This is a genomic window from Pseudomonas sp. S1_E05 (assembly GCF_056337105.1).
This window is the reverse complement of sequence record NZ_JBFRHM010000001.1, coordinates 2,552,254-2,572,499: the sequence shown is the minus strand read 5'-3', so window position 1 is coordinate 2,572,499 and position 20,246 is coordinate 2,552,254. Positions and strand designations below refer to the sequence as shown.

Annotated in this window: 20 protein-coding genes and 1 pseudogene; 9 read left to right on the top strand and 12 right to left on the bottom strand. The window is 50.5% G+C overall.

The window, feature by feature from the left end; all coding sequences use genetic code 11:
- Positions 1-4 precede the first annotated feature (4 nt).
- The 4 genes from AB4N33_RS11875 to AB4N33_RS11860 all read right to left on the bottom strand — a co-directional run bounded on the left by AB4N33_RS11875 (position 5) and on the right by AB4N33_RS11860 (position 4,313).
- Positions 5-517 carry a ComEC/Rec2 family competence protein gene (locus tag AB4N33_RS11875; RefSeq protein WP_476457396.1) on the bottom strand — a complete coding sequence of 171 codons (513 nt, stop codon included), beginning with the start codon at positions 515-517 and terminating at the stop codon, positions 5-7.
- A gap of 312 nt (positions 518-829) precedes the next feature.
- The gene (locus tag AB4N33_RS11870) at positions 830-2,218 is read right to left on the bottom strand and encodes a DNA-processing protein DprA (RefSeq protein WP_476457395.1); all 1,389 of its coding nucleotides are present in this window, start codon (positions 2,216-2,218) and stop codon (positions 830-832) included.
- A complete protein-coding gene (locus AB4N33_RS11865) occupies positions 2,218-2,931 on the bottom strand; it encodes a ComF family protein (protein ID WP_476457394.1) in 714 nt (237 codons plus the stop codon). Before AB4N33_RS11865 ends, AB4N33_RS11870 begins: the two co-directional genes overlap by 1 nt.
- Before the next feature lie 134 nt (positions 2,932-3,065).
- Positions 3,066-4,313, bottom strand: coding sequence for a RecQ family ATP-dependent DNA helicase (locus tag AB4N33_RS11860; protein ID WP_476457393.1), 1,248 nt, complete (start codon positions 4,311-4,313; stop codon positions 3,066-3,068).
- Between the two features lie 158 nt (positions 4,314-4,471).
- On the opposite strand from AB4N33_RS11860, the pseudogene AB4N33_RS11855 reads away from it, so the two are divergent.
- Positions 4,472-4,676: pseudogene (locus tag AB4N33_RS11855) on the top strand (IS3 family transposase); the annotation flags it as partial.
- 69 nt (positions 4,677-4,745) lie between these two features.
- Here the strand turns inward: AB4N33_RS11855 and AB4N33_RS11850 are convergent.
- Positions 4,746-5,708: a hypothetical protein gene (locus tag AB4N33_RS11850; RefSeq protein ID WP_476457392.1), complete on the bottom strand. Its 963-nt coding sequence runs from the start codon at positions 5,706-5,708 to the stop codon at positions 4,746-4,748.
- 404 nt (positions 5,709-6,112) lie between these two features.
- Between AB4N33_RS11850 and AB4N33_RS11845 the strand changes: the two genes are divergently transcribed.
- The 3 genes from AB4N33_RS11845 (at position 6,113) to AB4N33_RS11835 (ending at position 7,558) form a co-directional block, all read left to right on the top strand.
- Positions 6,113-6,535 carry a hypothetical protein gene (locus tag AB4N33_RS11845; RefSeq protein ID WP_476457391.1) on the top strand — a complete coding sequence of 141 codons (423 nt, stop codon included), beginning with the start codon at positions 6,113-6,115 and terminating at the stop codon, positions 6,533-6,535.
- An 87-nt stretch (positions 6,536-6,622) separates the two neighbouring features.
- Positions 6,623-7,192 carry a hypothetical protein gene (locus tag AB4N33_RS11840; protein ID WP_476457390.1) on the top strand — a complete coding sequence of 190 codons (570 nt, stop codon included), beginning with the start codon at positions 6,623-6,625 and terminating at the stop codon, positions 7,190-7,192.
- Between the two features lie 69 nt (positions 7,193-7,261).
- Positions 7,262-7,558: a hypothetical protein gene (locus AB4N33_RS11835; protein WP_476457389.1), complete on the top strand. Its 297-nt coding sequence runs from the start codon at positions 7,262-7,264 to the stop codon at positions 7,556-7,558.
- An 817-nt stretch (positions 7,559-8,375) separates the two neighbouring features.
- Here the strand turns inward: AB4N33_RS11835 and AB4N33_RS11830 are convergent.
- From AB4N33_RS11830 to AB4N33_RS11815, 4 genes are all read right to left on the bottom strand, one after another.
- Positions 8,376-8,768, bottom strand: a complete 393-nt coding sequence (locus tag AB4N33_RS11830) for a hypothetical protein (RefSeq protein ID WP_476457388.1) — start codon at positions 8,766-8,768, stop codon at positions 8,376-8,378.
- Positions 8,735-9,049 carry a hypothetical protein gene (locus tag AB4N33_RS11825; protein ID WP_476457387.1) on the bottom strand — a complete coding sequence of 105 codons (315 nt, stop codon included), beginning with the start codon at positions 9,047-9,049 and terminating at the stop codon, positions 8,735-8,737. The genes AB4N33_RS11830 and AB4N33_RS11825 overlap by 34 nt, the downstream gene beginning before the upstream one ends.
- A gap of 13 nt (positions 9,050-9,062) precedes the next feature.
- Positions 9,063-9,362 (bottom strand): AAA family ATPase, encoded by a 300-nt coding sequence (locus AB4N33_RS11820; RefSeq protein ID WP_476457386.1) that lies wholly within the window; start codon positions 9,360-9,362, stop codon positions 9,063-9,065.
- Positions 9,363-10,594: 1,232 nt separating this feature from the next.
- Positions 10,595-11,032, bottom strand: a complete 438-nt coding sequence (locus tag AB4N33_RS11815; RefSeq protein ID WP_476457385.1) for a hypothetical protein — start codon at positions 11,030-11,032, stop codon at positions 10,595-10,597.
- 916 nt (positions 11,033-11,948) lie between these two features.
- Here AB4N33_RS11815 and AB4N33_RS11810 point away from each other — a divergent pair.
- The 3 genes from AB4N33_RS11810 (at position 11,949) to AB4N33_RS11800 (ending at position 15,442) form a co-directional block, all read left to right on the top strand.
- Positions 11,949-12,308: a hypothetical protein gene (locus tag AB4N33_RS11810; RefSeq protein ID WP_476457384.1), complete on the top strand. Its 360-nt coding sequence runs from the start codon at positions 11,949-11,951 to the stop codon at positions 12,306-12,308.
- 20 nt (positions 12,309-12,328) lie between these two features.
- The gene (locus tag AB4N33_RS11805; RefSeq protein ID WP_476457383.1) at positions 12,329-13,747 is read left to right on the top strand and encodes a relaxase/mobilization nuclease domain-containing protein; all 1,419 of its coding nucleotides are present in this window, start codon (positions 12,329-12,331) and stop codon (positions 13,745-13,747) included.
- 993 nt (positions 13,748-14,740) lie between these two features.
- Positions 14,741-15,442, top strand: coding sequence for a hypothetical protein (locus AB4N33_RS11800; protein ID WP_476457382.1), 702 nt, complete (start codon positions 14,741-14,743; stop codon positions 15,440-15,442).
- 488 nt (positions 15,443-15,930) lie between these two features.
- On the opposite strand, the gene AB4N33_RS11795 is transcribed toward AB4N33_RS11800, so the two are convergent.
- The 3 genes from AB4N33_RS11795 to AB4N33_RS11785 form a co-directional block, all read right to left on the bottom strand.
- A complete protein-coding gene (locus AB4N33_RS11795) occupies positions 15,931-16,422 on the bottom strand; it encodes a hypothetical protein (RefSeq protein ID WP_476457381.1) in 492 nt (163 codons plus the stop codon).
- Positions 16,419-17,198 (bottom strand): DinB/UmuC family translesion DNA polymerase, encoded by a 780-nt coding sequence (locus tag AB4N33_RS11790; RefSeq protein WP_476457380.1) that lies wholly within the window; start codon positions 17,196-17,198, stop codon positions 16,419-16,421. The genes AB4N33_RS11795 and AB4N33_RS11790 overlap by 4 nt, the downstream gene beginning before the upstream one ends.
- A gap of 169 nt (positions 17,199-17,367) precedes the next feature.
- A complete protein-coding gene (locus AB4N33_RS11785) occupies positions 17,368-17,592 on the bottom strand; it encodes an AbrB/MazE/SpoVT family DNA-binding domain-containing protein (RefSeq protein ID WP_476457379.1) in 225 nt (74 codons plus the stop codon).
- A 909-nt stretch (positions 17,593-18,501) separates the two neighbouring features.
- On the opposite strand from AB4N33_RS11785, the gene AB4N33_RS11780 reads away from it, so the two are divergent.
- Positions 18,502-19,113 carry an antitoxin Xre/MbcA/ParS toxin-binding domain-containing protein gene (locus AB4N33_RS11780; protein ID WP_476457378.1) on the top strand — a complete coding sequence of 204 codons (612 nt, stop codon included), beginning with the start codon at positions 18,502-18,504 and terminating at the stop codon, positions 19,111-19,113.
- A gap of 291 nt (positions 19,114-19,404) precedes the next feature.
- Positions 19,405-19,806, top strand: coding sequence for a hypothetical protein (locus AB4N33_RS11775; protein ID WP_476457377.1), 402 nt, complete (start codon positions 19,405-19,407; stop codon positions 19,804-19,806).
- Positions 19,807-20,246: the final 440 nt, after the last annotated feature.

Sequence of the window (20,246 nt, the reverse complement as noted above, 5' to 3'; positions counted from 1 at the left end):
TTTCTTATTTGCTTTGTCCTACTCTGTTCATCAAGCGGCGGGCGTCCGTCCGGGTCTGCTTCAGGAAGGCCAGCTGGTCCCCCCCATGACCTGGCGGCATAGCAAATAAAACGCGCCTTACGTTCGCATTCGGAATTTCTGAGATGAATCCAACAGGGTCCAGGAGGAATCGGGCTAAAGGCGCTCTGAACGTAATGTTTGCCTCAATAATCAGGACGATCCGCTGCCAGAGTGGCATGTACGGCAACAGCAAATCTTCGACCGAAACCCTCGTTAGTAGCTTGACCATGCCACTGACGTGGTCCTTGTCAAAATGCGAAATAGTAACGAGATCGACATGTTGGACCGCCAAGAACCTGCTCAATGCCTCATCTAGGTATGACTGCGAAGAAGTGGTTCCACAGTCGTAAACCCAGGTAAACGAGGCTCGCTCGCGGTCCGCGGAAGAAATCTCCCCGAAGCTAAAGAGCCCCTGGCCTACCGGATAAAAACTATGGTTCACGATAATGTCGGACATCGGGTAGAAAACTTCCCTGTTGATTTTTCCGGTAGCAGAAGGCACCTAACCCGCCCACCCATTCCCAGTGGGCACAGGTGAAAACCACTGCTAGTCGATTCTCGACGTGATACATACCGTAGATGGGGTAGCCCAACAACTAGCTCTTCAACCAGCAATGATTAGCCAAAGACAGATACACCCAATCCGGTACTGGGCACATAGTGCCGTCGTATTTGTCGGCATGCCCCTTAAGCTTCAACAGCCAGAAGGCAGTTCGAGGAGACTTCAAGGGAAGTAGTACCAGACAGGAAAAAGCTACGCATCAGTGCCTCAATCAATTCCCAACCCTAACTGCTTAGCTGGTTGGAACTGAAAGCGAACTGGTTTACTGAGCTTTCTTACCATCCCCTCATCAACACCTCGACTCAACCATTGAGTAAGCAGTGACTTGGGTAGCTCGAAGCATTCGGCGAGAGCCTCAGCTGTAAGAGGCTCGTCCAGCCCCTCCAGCTTATGGAGGAACAAGCGATAGAAACTTAGCCCGGACAGCTCCTCCATCAATAGGGGAACGCTCTTACTATCGGGTTCGGCCTGGCGTTCGCTTTCTGCGTTTACCGGTACTCTCGTCTGTGAATGGGGCACATCATCACTGGCAGGGCCTTCATTAGGCTCAGCGAGGACGACCTGCCGAAGAGGGAGCATCTGTACAGAGTCTTCTTGGTCAGCTGCATTCCCAAGGTCTTCCATCTCCGAAGAACTGACGACGGTCAAATCATCACTGGGTAGCGAAGTGGTCGGCTGAGGCGCTGACAACGAGATAACAGCTAACTCATCTGCATTATCGCTACACCAATTCCCGCCCTTGATCACAAGCTCTGCATTACCAGCATCAGGATCGGTGGTTCTCTTAACCCACAAAGGTACCCATCCATTCTTGAGGTTTTCTACAGCCCCGTTCCAAGTACCACCTTTGAGGCCAGAGTGAACCACCAATGCAGTTTGGCTGAGGCAATAAATATATTTATTACGGGCCATAGCATTACCCGCATTGAAGCCTGCCTCCGGATGGAAGGGTGAAATGAGCACCAGATTGTTGCTCATCAGACCACTACGCCACTTCGAGGAGGTCACCGCTTTCAACAGGCTATCGGCCATGACACCACAAGCCGTACCATTGATCTCCAAACAACCAAGCATGGCCGCTTCATCGACACCTCTTGCACCGCCGGAGATTACGGACATGCCCGCATCGGCGAATGCTTGCCCGGCCCTTCGGGTGAAAGCCAGATCTGCATCCACCGCATTGCGCGAACCTATGATGGCAATGCCTCTCTGGTTTAGTAACTTAGCGTTACCGCAGCCAAACAAAACCGGCGGAGCATCCGTGCGCAGGTATTTTTTCAGTCGCCAAGGGTAATTCGGGTCTGAGCGAGTCAGGACCCAAATACCTGCTCGACTCCACTTTTCGATCGCCAACGCCAACGCATGACCGCGACCAAGCAGTTGTACGATCCGAGCAATTGGAATTTTGGTATCGGACCAACCTCGCAACAGCGCAAGCGAATCGACTCCGAGCAACTGTGCAGGGGTGTTCCCCTGCTCATTTAGCCAAAGAGCGAATCGACCCCATTCACCAGGTGAAAGAGGCTTGGCCTCTCCCGACGCCTTAGAGAAATGAGCAGTCAGCAACAAAATTGCTTGGGTATTAGGGCTAATCATTAGTCATGCGATGCCGTAGAAGAGAGTGCTGTCGGGTAAACCGGACCGCTTCCGGCTTGGCGGAGCAATGCTGCGATGACCGTTAAAGTCCACCCAGAATCGACCATGTCATCGAGCAGCAGTACTGGCCCGTTTGGTACTGCGCCTACGATTTCAAATACTCCATCGAGATTCTGACATTGATGGAAGCTATTTCGTTGCAGCTTTTGTGCTTGATTATGACGTGTCTTGTGTACGGCATCGAGAAACGGAATATTGAGTCTCGCCGCGACTCGGCGCGCAAAATCGGGTACAAGATCAGGGTGGCCGAAGGAGGGGACACAGCATACCCACGTAGGAGCCGGCTCTGGTCGCCAGCGGTTGGCAATCATGTCCATCATCGCGTCTACTAGCGTGTCGTCAAAATGATTTGATGTCTTCCCGTCAGCGACTCGCTGCCCCCATCCTGCATCACGCCAGCGCGACAACACTCGACCTTCTTGAGCCTGAATCTCAGGGGGGAGTCTATAAGGGAAGCCGTACCGCTGAAATGCACCTGAAGCTGTCTGTTTTCTGGGAGTAATCGGCATTTCAGCTTGGCGTGTATAGGTCGCAGCGGCGTGCACCAATCCAGCGTCAGTTACACCCGGTGCAATTGCCTCGCCAAGACAATTGGCACAGCGCCCACAGGCCGCTGTTTCTGGGTCATCCAACGCCTCGCTCAGAAACGCCATCAAACAACCACGCTCTTGCAGATACTCCTGAACCTGCTGCCACTCCTGCTCGCGCAACTCTGTCAGACGAAGAATCCGCTCTTCGTCTAACTGATAATGAACAGGGGTACGACGCCACTGGGATCCCACCTTGATCAGAGGTGCAGGACTTTCAACGCTGAGGTATCTGAGTACCTTTTCAATTTCCCCTGCGCAAGGTTGGTGTGCCTCTCCAACGCTGGCACGCTTAGCCCATCAAAGCGGGAGACCGCCTCAAGTACTTCCTCAACTTGCTCTGGCGAAGGGAACGCCGAGCGCCGGAAAAACGCATGAATATCTTCATCTTCCGATCCAGAGAGCAGGACTCCCAGTGCGTGATCAATCGCTCTCCCGGCCCTCCCAACTTGCTGGTAGTAGGCAACAATGGATCCTGGCGCCTGATAATGGATCACAAAGCCCAAGTTGGGCTTGTCATACCCCATACCCAACGCGCCGGTAGCGACCAACACCTTAAGGTCATCTTGCAGCAATCGGTCCTCTAGGTGATGGCGATAGCTGCTGGTATCGGGGAAATTAGGATGCGTGATCTTGCTGTGGTACGCAGCTGCCTCGATTCCGTTCCTCATGAGCCAATCGGCGACCTGCTCGGCATCGTTCTGGGTAAGGGCGTAGACAATCCCAGTCCCATTCAGGTGAGGGATGTGCTGGGCCAGCCAAGCCAACCGCGATGCCTGATCGAGCTGGGGCAGCGTTTGCAAAGCCAAGCTCTCGCGCACTAAAGGTCCGCGTTGGATCACGATCTCACCCAACTGGTCGAGAATGTCGGTTACTACCCGGTCGTTAGCGGTGGCCGTGGTACCCAAAACAGCCGTATTCACCGGTAGCAAGCGCAGGATATTGACGATTCTTCGGTAGTCGGGCCTAAAGTCGTGACCCCAGTCGGAAATACAGTGGGCTTCATCGACAACCATCAAGCCGATCCGCTCTGCAATTGGCTGTAGAACCTCATCCACAAATCCGTCATTGGCGAGTCGCTCGGGCGAGATCAACAAGCAATCCACCCGATCAGCCAGGACCTCCTGCTTCGCTTGCTCCCAGTCGTCGCGGTTACTCGAATTCATGGTGATGGCCCGGATGCCCAAGCGATTGGCAGCCTCAATCTGGTTACGCATTAGGGCTAGAAGGGGAGAAATAATGATTGTTAGGCCCATACCAAGGTCGCGCAGAATACGCGTGCTGATGAAATAGACCGAGCTTTTCCCCCATCCCGTACGCTGTACAACCAAAAGCTTCTGGCGCTGATTAACCAATGCATCAATCGCTTCCCACTGCCCATCGCGAAACTGTGCAGTTGGATCACTTAAAGCCGTCTTGAGCAACTGTTCTCCATCGTTGCGAGTCATCTTCGTCGTTCCTTCGTATGCTGGGGGATTTCCGTAGGCACTGATTACCATCCCAACGGGGGAAGCAATCCAGCAGTTCCTCGATTGAGTCAGGCAGAGCCCAAAGGTTGTGATAAAGGCGCAGCAGAGCACATCCTGCATCCACAATGCAATTGAATGGGCGGCCACAAAACGTGCTGTTTCATTCGAATCAGGGCAGCCAATATGGTAGCCGCAACTTCCGTCAGCGACTGTGACGCTATCGCTTCAAGCAGAGCATTTTTGATGCAGCGGTACAACTGGCAAAGGCCACACCAATTTAACAGCGGACTGACGCCCGCCGTGGCCGAGGAAAAACTTAACGCAGTGTCTGGGATTAGTTAATAGAATGCTGAGGGCCCCTCGCTGCAATCGAGTCGTTGCCCTCCGACAAAACGCTCAGCACCGCAGCAGCTATCGAAGAATCACAATCTCTTCATCTAACACGTCCACCACATCCGGTTTGAGCGGATCGATCCAATCTGCTTTGGCACGGCCCCAACGGAGCAGTTCGATTTGCTCCATAGAATGCTCGTGCCGTTCAACGCTCTGTTCCAAAGCATTGAGATACTCACGAATGGCTTGCGCCCGCCGCCAGTTCTGCGCATCGACTTCAAGTTTCGCCAGCCGCTGTTTTTCCGCGTCTTGCCGACGTTTTCGTTCCAGCGCGATGTCGCGAACTCGTTGGCGCTCGGCGTCTTCAATCGCCTGACGTTCATTACGGACTAAAAAATCCACCGCTCGGGTGGCCATTAGCCCCACCAGTTTATTGAGCTGCAATTCCACTGGCCGGCTCTCTGAGTCAACAATTTTCCCTCCGTAACCTTCATTGACTAGAACTTGCAGCCTACCGGAGGGGGTGAACTGCCATTTCGCCCAATAGCTCCATTCCCCTTTGGCCTGGGCCGCTAGCTCCTTGGAGGTAGGCTCATATTGGGAGCGCAGTGACGCTTCAAACAACCGCAAATGCACGACATGGCCAAACATTAGAATTTCAACGCGGTGCTGCCCTTGTTGAACGGTATACCCCCGCTTCTCCAAGGCTTTTAGCAGCGTGTCCGCCACCTTCAGTGCGCGAGTTTGTAATGCGGGAGAAACTGAAATATTCAGTCCGTTGCCGCGCGTCTGCGGCATGCCGCGCTGATCGATGATCGGTCGCACTAATGCCTCGCGAGCAGCCGCAACCACGGGATGCCACACCTTGATGCGCTCCGGTACCACAATCTGGTTTTCCGACTGCTGCTCAAAGGTCAGCACGCGCTGAAGTCGGCCGTCGACGACTTCAGCGACCGGATCCTGAACAGAGGGTGGTGCGGCGGGACGATACAAATAACCGGGATGACCGGTATATTCGCGCAGCTTAGGGCGCGTGGACACGCCTTGACCTTGGCCCAATGACCCCGTGGAGGCGTGGGAATTTGCAGGCGCGTGCAGAGCTTTTTCAGCCCCACATCGGACAGGCCGTAGCGGGGCGCTAACGCCTGGACCGGCTCGGACCAGACTTCCTCCAGCAGCTTTGCCCGGTCATAGAGTTCCACCATTTAACTCATCCTCGATTATGCGCAGTGCGGTTCGACTCCCCCTGTTCCGCGTCCTAAAGCGCATCGAGTCCAACGATCGAGTCCCCCGGATCCCGCGCCAGCGTCCCATGCGACCTCGTGCAGCAGAAGGTGAGCACCGCACAGGTGTAAACCAAAGTGTTGGCAAACAACTATTGACAGCTCCCAACAGCTGACGTACCGTACAGACTATGCCAACCGTTTACCAAACAGGACATAACCATGGTCGACACCATCCAAGCCGCACTGAGCCAACTCACCACCGAGGGCGATCTGATCCACGGCACCGCCGCCTTGGTCGAGAGCATCAAAACCCACACCCACCTCTCCTACAAAAAAATCGGTGAAGCGGCCGGCGTCACGGAGCAGGGCGTGCGCCGCTGGCGCGAAAACAACTCGGGTCAGGCCTCACGGGTTCAAGTCCTGGTGAACTTTGCCCAGACCCTCATCGCCGCCCCGGCAGGGGCTGCCGTCCGACCCGCTGGCAACGCCGCCGATGCCTTGCGCGCCGTGACCCCACTGGCAGTACAAGCTTGTGTGAAAGAGGGGCTGGAGGCGCTGCTGGGCATCGGCCTCAGCGCGTGCACTATCGTAAAGCTTGAAACCTCCAATGGTAAAGTCACCATCGAACTGGCCCTGGAATAAGCCCCGTCGCTTTCAGCCAGGTGACCCGCCCACGCTAAAGCACGGACGAACCGTGCGCCCCCCTCAATAACCTCAATGGAATGCGCCATGGCCCGCACCTTGCTGGATGTCCAACTCGCCCGTCTGCTGTATCCGCTGCTCATTGAGCTGGCCACCGCAAGGAAGATCCTGACGTATGGCCACCTGATCGAACTCGCCCAGGCCCGTTACCCAGATGATCAACGGGTGGCCAACCTGATTCCGGTGCGCATGGGGCGCATTCTATGGGTGATCTATGACTTCGTGGCAGAGCGCGACCTGCCGCGTTTGACCCTAATCATTGTCAGCGCCGGCGATCAGTATCCGGGCAGTGCCATGTGGCAGCACGATTGCGCTGCCGAACAACAACGGTGCTTTGCCTTTGACTGGTCTAAGGTCGATCAGGCATTTGACCTGTACGGCCAGCACAGTGAAAAAGCCGTCACGCCCGTTCAGCGTGTGCCCCGTGAGCAAGCGAAACAGCTGATGTCCGCCCACTACCATGACCCAGCGCACCAATATCCCAGCGGCATTCGAGCCCTGCGGGAAGCCATTATCGAGAACATCATGAACGGCCTGTCCGTGCAGGAAGCGTTTCAAGTCGAAGCGCAGTTGCTGACGCACTCGACTCAAGCGTGAGCCACGTGTGTTCACCGTCCGTTTGACCAACCCAGACCGTCCTCACCACGCTTCAATAGGAAACACGCGATGAACTCTCTCCAATGGAATGCCGACATCCTCGCTTCGCTGGGTCGTATTTTTTTGCGCAAGGTGATGGAAAACCTGCGATCCGTTGAAGGCGCGACTGTGCAGTTTGGTGAAATGGGGCAGGGGATCCAGCCCAACTACCAGGTGTGTTTCCCCAATGGCAACGTGAATCCCTATCGTGGCGCCAATCACAAACCCTTCATGCCCCGTGGCACCTTTAATCGGGAACACATCTCCCAGCCTTTTTCTTCAGTGGACCTTCAGCGTGCATTTGACGCCGCGGTTGCCGTGCGATAGAGGCAGGGTAGGCGTCAAACCGTCGCATAACGGAGGCACCAGGACAATCGAAACCCTGTATGTGGTCGAGCTTGAGGCGCGCCGCAGGTGTGCCGTCAGGGCAGTAGCACTGCTTGCGTTTTAAAGAGAAGCGTACAAGTTTTCGAGAGTTGGTGGGGTTCACTGCTGTAGGAGAGCTAATGGTCAGCGATGGTCGTGCAGGGCTTCCGTCTGTGAGCGTCGAACATCGTCAATATTAATTTCCGAAACCCGTATTTGCGCATACAGGTAGGGGGGCTGTTTTTTGGCTGCCTGTAAACGCGCAGATGGAGCTTCCTTGAGTGTAGGGGGCGCAGGTCAGTTCCACCGCTCCCTGATCACCTCGTGCTCATCATTGACTTAGCACTCTGTGTATCACCAAATTTTTTCGACCCTCTCCGCCAGAGCCGGCTTTGCCGGAATGTAGCCAGTGGGGTGATTCTATGGGGTTGTCCATTAGTATTGGGCTTTAGTATCTTCAACTAGGATCTGTTTAAATACTATATTGGTTCTTTACTGATAAGCTCCCTCAGCTAATTGGCTATGTCACAGTGCGCCCACTGGATCCCTTCCAGCACCTAGGGTGCGGTTTTTTTTTGCAAACAATAAAAAATAGTTTTTTTGTTTTTTTCCCGTCCCCATTTTTAACGGGGGGAGAGTTTTAGAGAGGGGCGACCTTAGACAGTCCGCTCTTTAGGGGAGGCGTGTCGTATGTCCATTGACAGTATTCGATAAGCCAATATCGGACGACAGTCATAGCTATAAGGGAATCGTGTCGAATGTCCGCCCTGTTCCACACCTAAACAGCATAAGCCTGATTCGATTTGAGATGTGTGTATTCGACTTCTTTGCCTACGCGTTGGCTAGTCAGCAGGCCTTTCGCTACGCCTTCTTTGAGCAGCCTGTCGGCAGTCCTGCTCGACTGGTTTCCTTTCAGCGCATCTATCAGAACCGTCTTTTTGAGTGTGTTCTCAACCCCGAAAGCAACTGACAATTTTGATTCAATAGAGACCTTTTGTGGTGGTAGCACAGCCGAAAAAGACAAGTCGTCGTTGCCGACCAAATGCATCCGTTCTGGCATATTGACATCGCGACCGGAAAGACTCAGCCGATAATCGTTTTTTGCTTCGTTTGGACGTACGATTGAGAGAACGCCATTTACTTCGCCGTGGATTGCGGACGCGCCACGCATTGCACCGGCACCAGTGGCACCACCTTGAAATTGAGGTTTTTGTCGTGGTGGACCACAATGTGTGCGACTCCTGCGCACAATTTTCGAAACGCGAGCATTACCTGGGCCATTTCGCCGTTGTCATTTTCTTTGGCAATGTGGCACCTGGTGAGTACGTCCCAAACGATCAAATCCGGCTTGATTGTATTGATATAGGGGGTGACCTTTGCTAGATCATCTGAGTTAAGTACGTTTATGTTCATGAAGTCTTTACATATGAAAAGATTGGCGTTGTTGGACATTTTTTCACGATCGTTACCATGAAGCCGTAGGGCCTCTGCTACCGCAACTACGTTCCGACATTTCCATGTCCATATAAAGCACTTTTTGGTGGCCGTTAGCTTTGAATCCAATACACTCTGAATTCAAGCTTGCTGCTACAGCGAGTTGTAGAGCGAGTCTTGATTTTCCGGTCTTTGGGGCGCCGGATATTACCCACTGCTCTCCACGCTCGATGAGGCCTTGAATGATCCATTCGGGTTTTTTGTCTGCGTCTTTGAGCACTTTTCGCATATTGCAGCGTGCAAAAATTTCTTCAGCCGTCATCATGGTCATGGAATGTCCTGAAAAGAGTGTCGAGTGTCGTATGGATATGCCAAATGGCAATTGTTTAAAGTGATTTAAATGTGGTTGGTTATGTAAGTGTCTTGCAGGAACCCGACACCTAGGATTTAAAATCAAAGGCCAACGAGCGCCCTTCAAATAGTCAAATTATAAGTATCCGAGGCGGGCTGAAAAAAGTCGAAAGGAGCCCGATTTTCGCAGTCACTTGAATACGAAAATCGGGTCGATTAAGGACTGAAGATGACTATAAGTCTTTGGGTAAACTGAGTTTTGAAGTGGGGCTTTGCTGGATGCTTAGAAGGCTTTTTGGTACTGACATATGACTTACCTCATTTGCTTGAGGTTTCCCATAATAAGCCGCTCTCATATGGCAGTCAATAAAATTATTTTTTTGTCAAGCGTTGTTTTGGTGTTGTTTTTTCTAAAACTCCCGGCGGGCTTGGTCATATTTGAACCCTTATGAAGGAAAAAAATTCTAGCTTCCAAGTGTCGTTGAAATTTGAATGGTTGGAAGGGCAGGTTTTCGTTAAAAAACGGGGTTGCGAAGATGAAGCTGTTAGCCATTCGGTGGACTCTTTGGTGCTGGAAGCTCATCGCCCGGTGGCATTGCACATTTTTGCGCAGCTTTCTCATTGCACGCTCGGTGGCAGAGTCTCGTGAATACACCCAACGACTCAATGAGGCCGCACGATTTTGAGGAAGCCACGATCCGTAATGATGACTGTTGCTGCGCTGCGCCCTGAAACGACTGTCGCAGTGTCGGGCTACGAAGCGTTGCTGCCGTAGAACTGCTCGCGAGAGATGCCACGGTAAAAACTATGCGCTTCTGGCGGTAGGTTTAGGTAATGGAGCGCGTACGGTGGTTCTTGATCCTTCGGGGAGGAGGGGGCTCTTCAAAGGGAAGGGCCTTGCTCGTGACGTTATCTTCGCGTAAATCCGCGATTGCACCTTTCTTACCTGGACCTGAGACGGCGATATTTTGAGCTGCTGCTGCGTTGGCATGAACGCTGTGTGGACGCTGACATCCTTTTGAGCCCGGTCTTTGCCGAAAACCTAGAGAACCCGCGTAACTCATTCAGGATAGCTGTGAAAGGGGCTTACGAGATTAATGATTCCGTATTTTCAGCGAATACTATCAGTGCTATCGAGCTAGAGAACAAACCCAAGCGAAAGGTAAAGCCATAATCTGTAAAGCCGAAAAAGCCCCTTGAAGGTGCTTTCGATTATGCCTTCTCAGAGCTGATAGCCCGCCAGACCTTCGTCCAAAACCCCGCCTTGGCATTCTCCAATTCGCCCTTCAAGCTTTTGATCTCGTTGCCCCTGCTCGTATACGCCGTCTTGTATTTCCCCAGCTCGACATTCAGTTGTTCCACGATTTGCGTCAGACCATCATTTGAAGCCACCAAAGTGGCCTTGTCCTTTGCCAGCAAACCTTTCGCTTCAGCAATACTGTCTCGCTGCTTGGAAACATCAGCAGCAAGAGATTCCGTCTCACGGCGCTTCTCTACGCGGGAATGGGTACTGAAGAAGGTAAGCGCGCTGAATTCGGCAGGGTTCAGGCGGCGCATCTTGAGGACTTGCCAAATGAAGAACAGCTTGTACCGACCATCCTCGCGGTTGATGAAGCCGTTAGCACCCTTCGCACACGCCCAAATCTTCATGCCTCTCCCTTACCATGAAACGCTCTAGATCGGACCATACCAGTGCTCGACGAAGGTTTCAAAGCGTGGCAGGTTCACAAAATTCCTCCTGCGAGAAGGCGAGCACAGAAACCTGTATTAAGGTGCCGTATCGACGACTTCATCAGCGATACCAATTCGGTGTGCGTAGTCGACGTCTCGTCGACTAACACGAACTGGTCATTCTGGGTTTTGAAGGCATCATTTCAGCCCAGTCTCTGTAAAAGCGCATACACCGTTTATAGCTAGCGACGAGGAATGAAAGGCAAAATCGTTTACGCGGCGGGTTGGGCTCAATGTAAATTAGCGACAAGCCTCTTGAGTCGCGGAAAACGTTTGCTATGAGTATTCTGGAGTGCGCGATATTGCTAAGTGGTTACGCGGCCCGGTCGCTTCATTCTAAACCTACTAAAAAATAGACGGGGCGTTATATGCTAAATACGCAAAGATTTTACGAAGAGTGCATGCAGACTAATATGTGCACTCAATATTATTCCACGCTGATTCAGATTTTACGGCATGCACTTGAAGTTTGACTTGATTTATTCATAAGTCTGAGAGCCTAACGGATCAATCAAGTGGGCCATTTTAGCGTCAGCTGGTTCAAATGCGCACATCCCAATAGCCAACGTTATGTTCTGCAAATATTCGCATGCCTAGGACATATTCAAAGACGGATAGCTTGCCTCTAATTAGTTGGTTGGCTCTCAAAAACTCAGCACTAAGGTGATATAATATATTTAATTGTTAAATTGCAAGCTATGTTTGACCCCCGCTCCATACCTCGTTCCTCGGTCTGAAGCAGTGCTCAATCGGCTTGTGCTCAAACCCTTCGGGTTCTGCGCTTCGAATCAAAAAACTAAAAAACACCAATCAAAATAATAAGAAGGTGGATGCAATGGAAAAGGTCAAAATCAAGGGCGGTCGCCCGAAAAAAGATAATCCCCGCACTATTGTTTCAGAGGTGTACCTAACCCCTGAAGAAGCCGAGCAATTAAGAGCAGCAGGTCGAAAGTTCGGCTACGCATATCTCTCTCAATTTCTAAGACTCGCAGCTTTTGCGCTCATTGAGCAAAAAGACATTGAACTTGATGCAAAGTCGGCGGCTGTCTCTGCCTACCTGTCGTCAATCGCAAGCGACATCAATTCTTTGAATGACATTTGCAGTCATCCCAGTATGCCAGAGGCAGCATTTGTGCTCTCAGATTCTGTTCGTACCAAAATAATCAAGCTCAATGACACAATCCAAAAACAATAATAATAAATGGAGCAACACCAATGATTAGTAAACTGAAAGAGTTTTCAGCGACATTCAGAAACCGATTGATATACGAATTCGCGGCAAGAGCCCAGGATTTCGAAAAGCGGAAGCACGTCGAATTCATCGGGGGGAATCTTATCTCAAAGAATCCTTACTACGAAGTAATTGATGATGGTCAGCGTAAGGTTTTTGTTGATGTTGAGCCGATCATAAATGAGTTCGAAAGCTACACAAACTTGTATAAGGGTGAAAGTACCAAGCTTTGCGGACACTACATTCTCTCTCTTTCAAAAGGCGAAACGCTGACATCAGTCGAGTGGATGCACTCCATAAAAAAATATATGACAGATCTTGGGTACGATGAGACTACAAAATTTGTGGCAGTCGTCCATCGCGACATTGATATAGAACACGTGCATATCGTTAGCTCAAGGGTACGCCTTGTTCAATCTGATCCTCTAAGTTTGCGTGCTTCCCTTGGTGCTCACTTTGAGCTTGTTAGCGATAGCAATGATCGGTTGAAGGGAATGGATTCAGCAAGAGGAATAGAGCAGGTCTACGGACTGGCTGTTCCGGTTAGTGACGGCTGGACAAAGGAGCTACCGGGGAAGGGAAATCCAGAAAAGGATCAGGCTCATATAATCCGTGGCATCTCAAAGGAAATATTTAAAGCAAGTAATCGTCCATCAACCATGTCACAGCTCATCGACAGATTTGCAGAACGAGGCATCCAAGTTCGCGTGCGAGGCAAGGACGGGGTGGTGGAGGGCATTAGCTATAAACTCGACAGGCAGGATGGTCGCTGGATCAGTGGCAGCACAATAATGTCTACAAAGCTCACATGGCAAAGCCTCCAGCGTAATGGTGTTGGATACCTGCCATTCCGTGATAACGCAAAGCTTGGCCTGGGCATGCCAACAGCTTCTCCAGACATGCATTCTGTTCGCAACGATGGCGCGTTGTTTAGGGCGTACGTAAAGATCAACAAGCCTAATCAGCGCTTGAAATCCTACCTCAGCAAGCACTCCAGACGTACCTATATGCATTACTCCGATGATCGCACCAATCTATTCATGGGTTTCAATTTCGGAATCGCATTTACCATGCGCAAGAAAACTAGAAACGAGGTTGAGATTGAGATCGAAAAGGAGCGGATCGCCAAGCTGTTGGCTTCAATGTTTAAGTTGATTCAGGACGTCATGGATTCACTTTTTCGTGGAATGAGCGTGCATTTCGACCTCGAATCCAATGTCGCTGATTACCCTCAGACAGCCTTGCGGCTAAATGCACCAGTCATGCTCAACGACTCTGGTCAATTCGATCTAGACGAAAATTGGGAGGAGAGTGTGATGGTTCAGACTCGAACTCAGCTGTCGAGTCTTGCCAAGATGTGTCAGGAAAGTGAAAAAGAAGCAATGCTAGAACTCAACGCTTAAGTGCAAAATAAAACAAAGCACCGGAGCCGAAAAAACTACAACGGGGTTTATGGTTCTCAGGTATATTTAAGCAAAAGTTGTATTTAAAATTCGATGAAACGTAAGCCTCATACCCGTCTTTCCGGGTCGTCAGAATCATGCTCAAAAAGGGTTTTTAGGACTTGCGTTTCATTCTTCTATTATAGATGCACTTATCGCTATATTCAATGATTTGTCGCAAATATATCGTTAAAGTATTGCTCATCCATCCTTTCACTTTGTTATAACGGAGTGAGTTAACCCTTTATTAATAGTTGCCACCAATTGATCCAAATCCCTGAGAGCATAGAGTCTCTCGGACGCGAGGCTCTACTGGAATTCGCGATGGAAGTTAAGAAGCAATAGTTATTAATAAATTTTAATAATTACAACAAGCTAAAGTATTCCGCTCCCCCGGCCCCTGAAGGCAGTATCAAAATACCGAAGCCACCAATCCTTTTTTTCTAGTTGGTTTGAGTTGCGAATATTTCAAGCCCATCTTGTATATCTAGAATACGAACCGATAACCATCGATTACACTCGCATCGATACGCCCCTGACTCTTTAATCCCCGGTACGAACATTCTTGTAGAGCTGAAAGGTGCCTTCGATAAAGATAAGCCTGGAAAATATGAAGCCATAACAGAGCCGGGCGGCTTCGCATTTCTTTTTGTGTTTCAGCGACGAGGTACAGAAATCGCTTGGAAGAAACCGAGGAAAGATGGATCTCGGTTGGTACATGAAGAGTGGGTTGCATATCACAACAAAAAGGCCTTCCTTTCTACTGCACTTTCGAAGACGAATTTGCTGATTTCAAAAAGAGCAAATCGTTCGCAGAAATCATCAAGCGTCACAAAATAATGCTACATTAAAACTTATTAAAATATTTACTTATTTTTAATAAGTGTGCGTTAGAAATCCTTTTTAACATGTTATAATTTAAAACATAAGAATAATAATAAGGAGTAATATTTTATGTATATACGCATGTCTCAGAACTGTGACCGGGTAGTCGTCCTCAAATCAGTTTCGTTAGCTATTGCTGCATTCGATGCAAACGGCGATCCGCTGAAAGGCGTCCGTAAGAGCACAACAGTCCAAATTGCCTCATTCGATCTCCTTGAGCCCATCTCCCACCCGGAAATTCCGGCAGAACAAGCTGTCGAGTTCGAATCCTGGAGATCCCTTCAGATTTCACGCATCCACAAAGCATTCATTGACGCTGCCGCAGCTGGCAAACTGGGCGGCACACCGGTCCTGAAAACTCGAACAGCATTCGGTGACCCCTCAGCGAAAGTTGGTGAATTCAGCGGCGTCATCGAGCCCATCATCGAAGTGCAGGCTGGATTGATCAAGGGTGCGATGAGTGGTCAGAGAACTGAACCCGCGTTTCCAAGAGGCCCAATCGATGGAGTCGATCCTCAGTCCATCATCCAGTCAATTTTAGAAATCTCCACAAGAATTCTGAAGCATCAGCATCGCATTGGTAAAAAAGGAGACGACTTGTACACCGTTGATGAGTTGCTCGATATTCGTGCAGCTTGGTCTGCTCTTGGCGCGACAATGGAAGACGGTGTTACTGGACAAGGCAAAATTTCCGGTGATCGTAACGGCAGGAATGCCGCAGCCGAAGGGAGAGAAATGCTTAAAGAACTCAGGAAGAGCATCACAGGTTGAACGGCGTGAAATGGGTGTAAATGGGTGTGTAATTGGGTGTTGAGACTCTTACGCTCGTTCGATCAGGTTTCCCTCGGCTGATTCAGAACGGGCCTTATTACGCCTGGAACAATCTGCGTACACACGTCTACATGTGCTACCAAATTGTTCCTGAAAATCCACTGATTGCTGGCTGATTTCTCATTTTTGCCACTCCAAAGACGAGCGCATGGTTACGTCCCCAAGGCGTAAGAATCAGCTTGATTTCTTGATGCATCGCTGGCAGAGCTTCCAGACCCAGCCATCGATTACCGCCTTTTCAGCGGGACTATATGGTTGGCTGCTACGTGAAATACGGTGTTTCGCATGCACCGTAGGTCTGCTGATTTCGCATAGAAACGTTTTTGTCAGGGTAGATATATTGGATAGGGTTGTAGCGGATTACCTGGCTTTCATTAGAGCGATCGGCAACCACCCTCGAACCCGCTGGCCAGCTTCGGCGAAGCCGGTCAAAGGTTGTCCCAATGTACGTAGAAGCCGAGTGGCTGGATTAGCTGATCAACAGCACCAGCGATCCGTTCATCTGCGATCCACTCTCGTGGCGAGTAACTGATTGCCACTGCTAGAGCGAGCTGTTGCTCAGACAGCATTGATGGATCGAAGGGCCAGAGTTCAATGCGCGTGACATTCGAATCACAGAAATCGGGATCTCCAGCTAGAAGCTCTTTCCCTTCAATGAAATCAGGCCACCTCTGGATTGGTACGGCATATGTCCTCTGTGCTCTGTCTGCGAGCATCGTTCTTGCGTCGAGAAAAGTGTCACCGACAGCCACCAGTCCGGCGCCATGATGTCCGCGAACATAAAAATCAGCGAGCCTTGGTGAAGACACATACCCCTTCACCAATTCAATGTCGATCAGCCCAGATTCTGAGCGTCGGTATTGCAGCTCGTTCAGCAGTTTTTTGAGAAGGTTTGGCTCATTCGCCATCACTCGATTCATGCATTCACGCTCATCACATCAGACCACCTTGTTGTGTAGTTTTTGCTGAGCAGCTGTTGCTTCATAGACCAGGGCGCGGTGGCTGGCTCACTCGCGAAACGGACAGATCCTCGCCCGTGAATAATGTTTATCCTGTCGAGCACTGTCATTAGCTGTTCGCTGTTTTTTCGCTTGGGCTGTGCGAAAAGATCGTCGGTGAACATGCCGGGGTCGAAGAATTGAGAGAGAATCACCCCGGCCCTCGCATAACGTGGCCCGTCGATATAAATCTGTTGCAGCCCGGCCAGCGCAGCTTCCAGCAAATCGCGTGTGTCAAAGCTCGGGTACGCCAGGGGAATGCTCACAGACCTTGCATAGGGCATCCCAGTGGTGTCGAAACGGCTGGTTCGGACGAACACTTGGACGCATGCGGTGTACTGGTTTTGCGTCCACAGCTGCCGCGAAGCATTGGCAACAAACGTAGAGATTGCTGAGCGAAGGCCATCAAGGGTCGTCACTCTTTGGCTAAAGCTACGCGTACAGGCAATTATCTGCTTGGGCGTAACATCTTCCTCAAGCTCGTAGCGATACTCGCCAGACAACTCACGGGCCGTCTTCTCAACATTGATATTGAAATGCCTACGCACAGTTTTTTTGTCGAATGTAGCGAGATGCCACGCCTTCGTAATGCCCATCAGCTCAAGGCGTTTATTGAGCTGTCTACCAATACCCCAAACCTCGCCTACGTCGGCAAAGCGGAGAAGCTTTTCTTTTTCTAGGGGATCAAAAAACCGCATGCCAGCCGGCCGAGCTGCTGCATCAGCTCTGGCTCATCGGAGGGAATAAGTTGGCGAATTTCTATGGCATTCATCGGATCGCACGCAAATACTGGATGTTCATACAGTATAGTGCGATTTGCGCAATCGCCAAGACCATGAAGACGAGCAACCGATTGGTCGCGACCGTTTACTCTGATTCGCGTCCTAAGTGAGGCATAGCTTCCCATTCGCGGATGATTGAATCGGGCGGCGTTTCAGCCAGCAGCTCATCCAGCAAGTATTTGTGGTGAGATATGAGAAGACGCCCCTGGGCATCCACTTCGATGTTGACAGTGCATCCGACATGAAACCGCTCCCGCAGATCGGGAGGAAGTTGAATTCGAAATTCAGAATCAATCGTGACTTTGTTCATAACCACAGCCTTCGGAAGGAGGAGTACCAGAAAGCATAAACCGCTGGCCAGCTTCGGCAACGCCGGGATGGGTTGTTGCCAAAACCCCCTAGATCATCGAGGCGACTCAGCTTGTCAGCGGTGCAATGTTCAAGTATCGCGTCCTAATCGATAGGCTTGAAGGTGCACCGCGCCGCGTTTGTTGGGGGCTATTAGTTTGTGGGAAATAACCCATAAAGATATGGCGCAGGCTTATGTTGTGCGCTCAGAAAGGACATCGCCTACGTAGAGTCGGCGATATTTCAGATATACGGAATTATCGGAAATATACCGCTCCAATGTTGTTGTCAATTATAGTAGCGTGTATGAAAGAAGAGTGCGCTCTAAAAAAAATTAAAATTTGTTGATTTCGGTCGTTTTTTGGGAATATATATGCATCGCTATCTGGGCATGGCGATCTGCACCGGATAGATATGGTTGATTAACCTGATTACACAGCTGTGTAACTCTTGCGAATCTGGTGGAGACCGGGCATTGAAAGCGCCCTGGTTACACAGATGTGTAACTCTTGTGAATCTCGCGAAACTCCTACTCTTCGTTTTCAACATAAATTTTGGCTGTTATATTGCCTGTGGGACAAATATTTAAAGTAAGCTTGATAGTTTGAATGTGGCAAATCGTTTGCATGCGAAAATCTCCACACTACGGATTAACCAGTCGCCGGCAGATCTTATATAGCAACGCAGATCTTGATACGGGTTTAACTTTATGCACAGTCTAGACCGGTTGCTACTTGGGATGAGACCACTACGATGCATATGAGTTGGCGCGGTGATGCTTAATTAGGTTCAAGAAAGAAATTTTCCAAGAGAAGGTAGATGTCGTGCCTCATGATCGTCACTGACTTTCCAGAAAAGGTTACTAAAAATTATGCAAGAATCACTCGACGCACTTTTGCGCGCGCGATATCCGGACATTTTTTCAGTCGATAGCTCGGCAGGGCAGCGCATTTTCGGCTTTGAGTGCGGTGATGGCTGGTTCCCGCTTATCGATGCTACGTGTGAGTTGATTCAGCACGACATTGAGACCAATGGCTCTCAGCAATTTCTGGCTGTGCAAGTGAAAGAAAAATTTGGCGTGCTTCGTTTTTACTACCGACAGGGATGCGACTATGCAGCGGCTACGGTGGACCTGGTGGAATCTCTATCGCCGTACGTTTGTGAAGTATGTGGCGCTCTTGGCAAGACGGTATCACTTTTTGGTTGGATGCAAACGCGTTGTCCGGCGCATGAGAACACGACTATTTATGAAGGGCCTCTCCTGACTTTGGAGAATAACTTGCTGCTAGTTCCTCCTATGGGCGAGTTACTGGGCGCTGCGTTGGCGTTTTTCGCACTTGATGGTCAGGCCGCGGCCCGCTGGTTGACTCAACCAGCGCCTGCGCTTGCACATTCGATTCCGTTGGCGTTGGCAGGAACTGTAGGCGGCCAGCGCCAGATTTTGACGCTCATCGGACAACTTGAGCACGGCATCATTCCGTGACGCAGTTATGAATGTTTCCGCTGACCCAAACCTGACCCAGGAACCTGCCGTATGTTCGGTCAGCAGTAACCGTCTGGATTCCTTCCGCGTAGCGGCTCGCTAGTGCACCCGCCACGCGGAAATGAGCCAAGGGTACTATCCAAGGCTACCAGCCTTCCTGTTACATCGCGTCGGTTCGATGTGGGCCTAAATTTGAAAAAGATCCAACTGTAACACGGCAGAATTGCGCCGACCGTAAGGTTCTTACGGGATTATCTAATCTGGAAATTTTACAATCAGGAGTAGAAGAACATGACCGACAATCAACTGTTGAGCCGATTCCGAGATGAGGTTCTATATACCGGACCAGAAGCTTCGCTACCAGGGAATCTTGACGATTTTTGGTTGGCTGAGTTGTCCCGTAGTTTAGAGCAGTTTTTTGATAGAGAAGATAGTGAGGACGAGGAGGGGCAAGGTTTGTCCCTTCCACTTGCGGCAGTAGTACACATCCTCTTTGTAAAAAACGGTGGGAATGAAATCAAAGAGTCGATGGAAACTATATTCGATCACATGCAGAGCTATAGAGTCGAGCTGGCTTTGGAGGAGGTCAGACGTAAAACGGACGTGAAAGCTGACCCCGTTACGTTAGAGTCAATCTTCACCAACAGAAACGTCACTTTCGTAAAGGCGACCCCGAGAGGTTTTGCACTTTAAAATCCCGGCGAAAACTGATTCTTTGGCAAATCATTGTAACCATGATGCTTTCTTCGCAGGGTGCCGGTGGAGAGGTCCGCCGGACTGGCTATCGCACCAGCAGCCACTTTGCATATTGGTGATAACGCCTTGCGTTTTCGGCAGTTTTATCTTTGCTCGCCTCCCAATCGGTAGACCTTATAACGCGCTTCGTAGCGGGCTGGTATGTCGATTTTGGCTCGATCTCGGTGTATTTTTCGGCGCAAAAAGCGCTGCCAGCGAAAACCCGGGTGCTTGTGTATTTTCTGCTGGAGCTTTTTCAGGACCTACTCAGCGAGCATTTCCATGGTGTCTAACGATTATTTGAGGAATCGCAAGGCTGCTATTGATCGGATGACGGCCTCTCTCGGAAGGCAGTTACCGACCCAGGCTGTGTGAAAACGCCAGTGTTTGTCTAACCT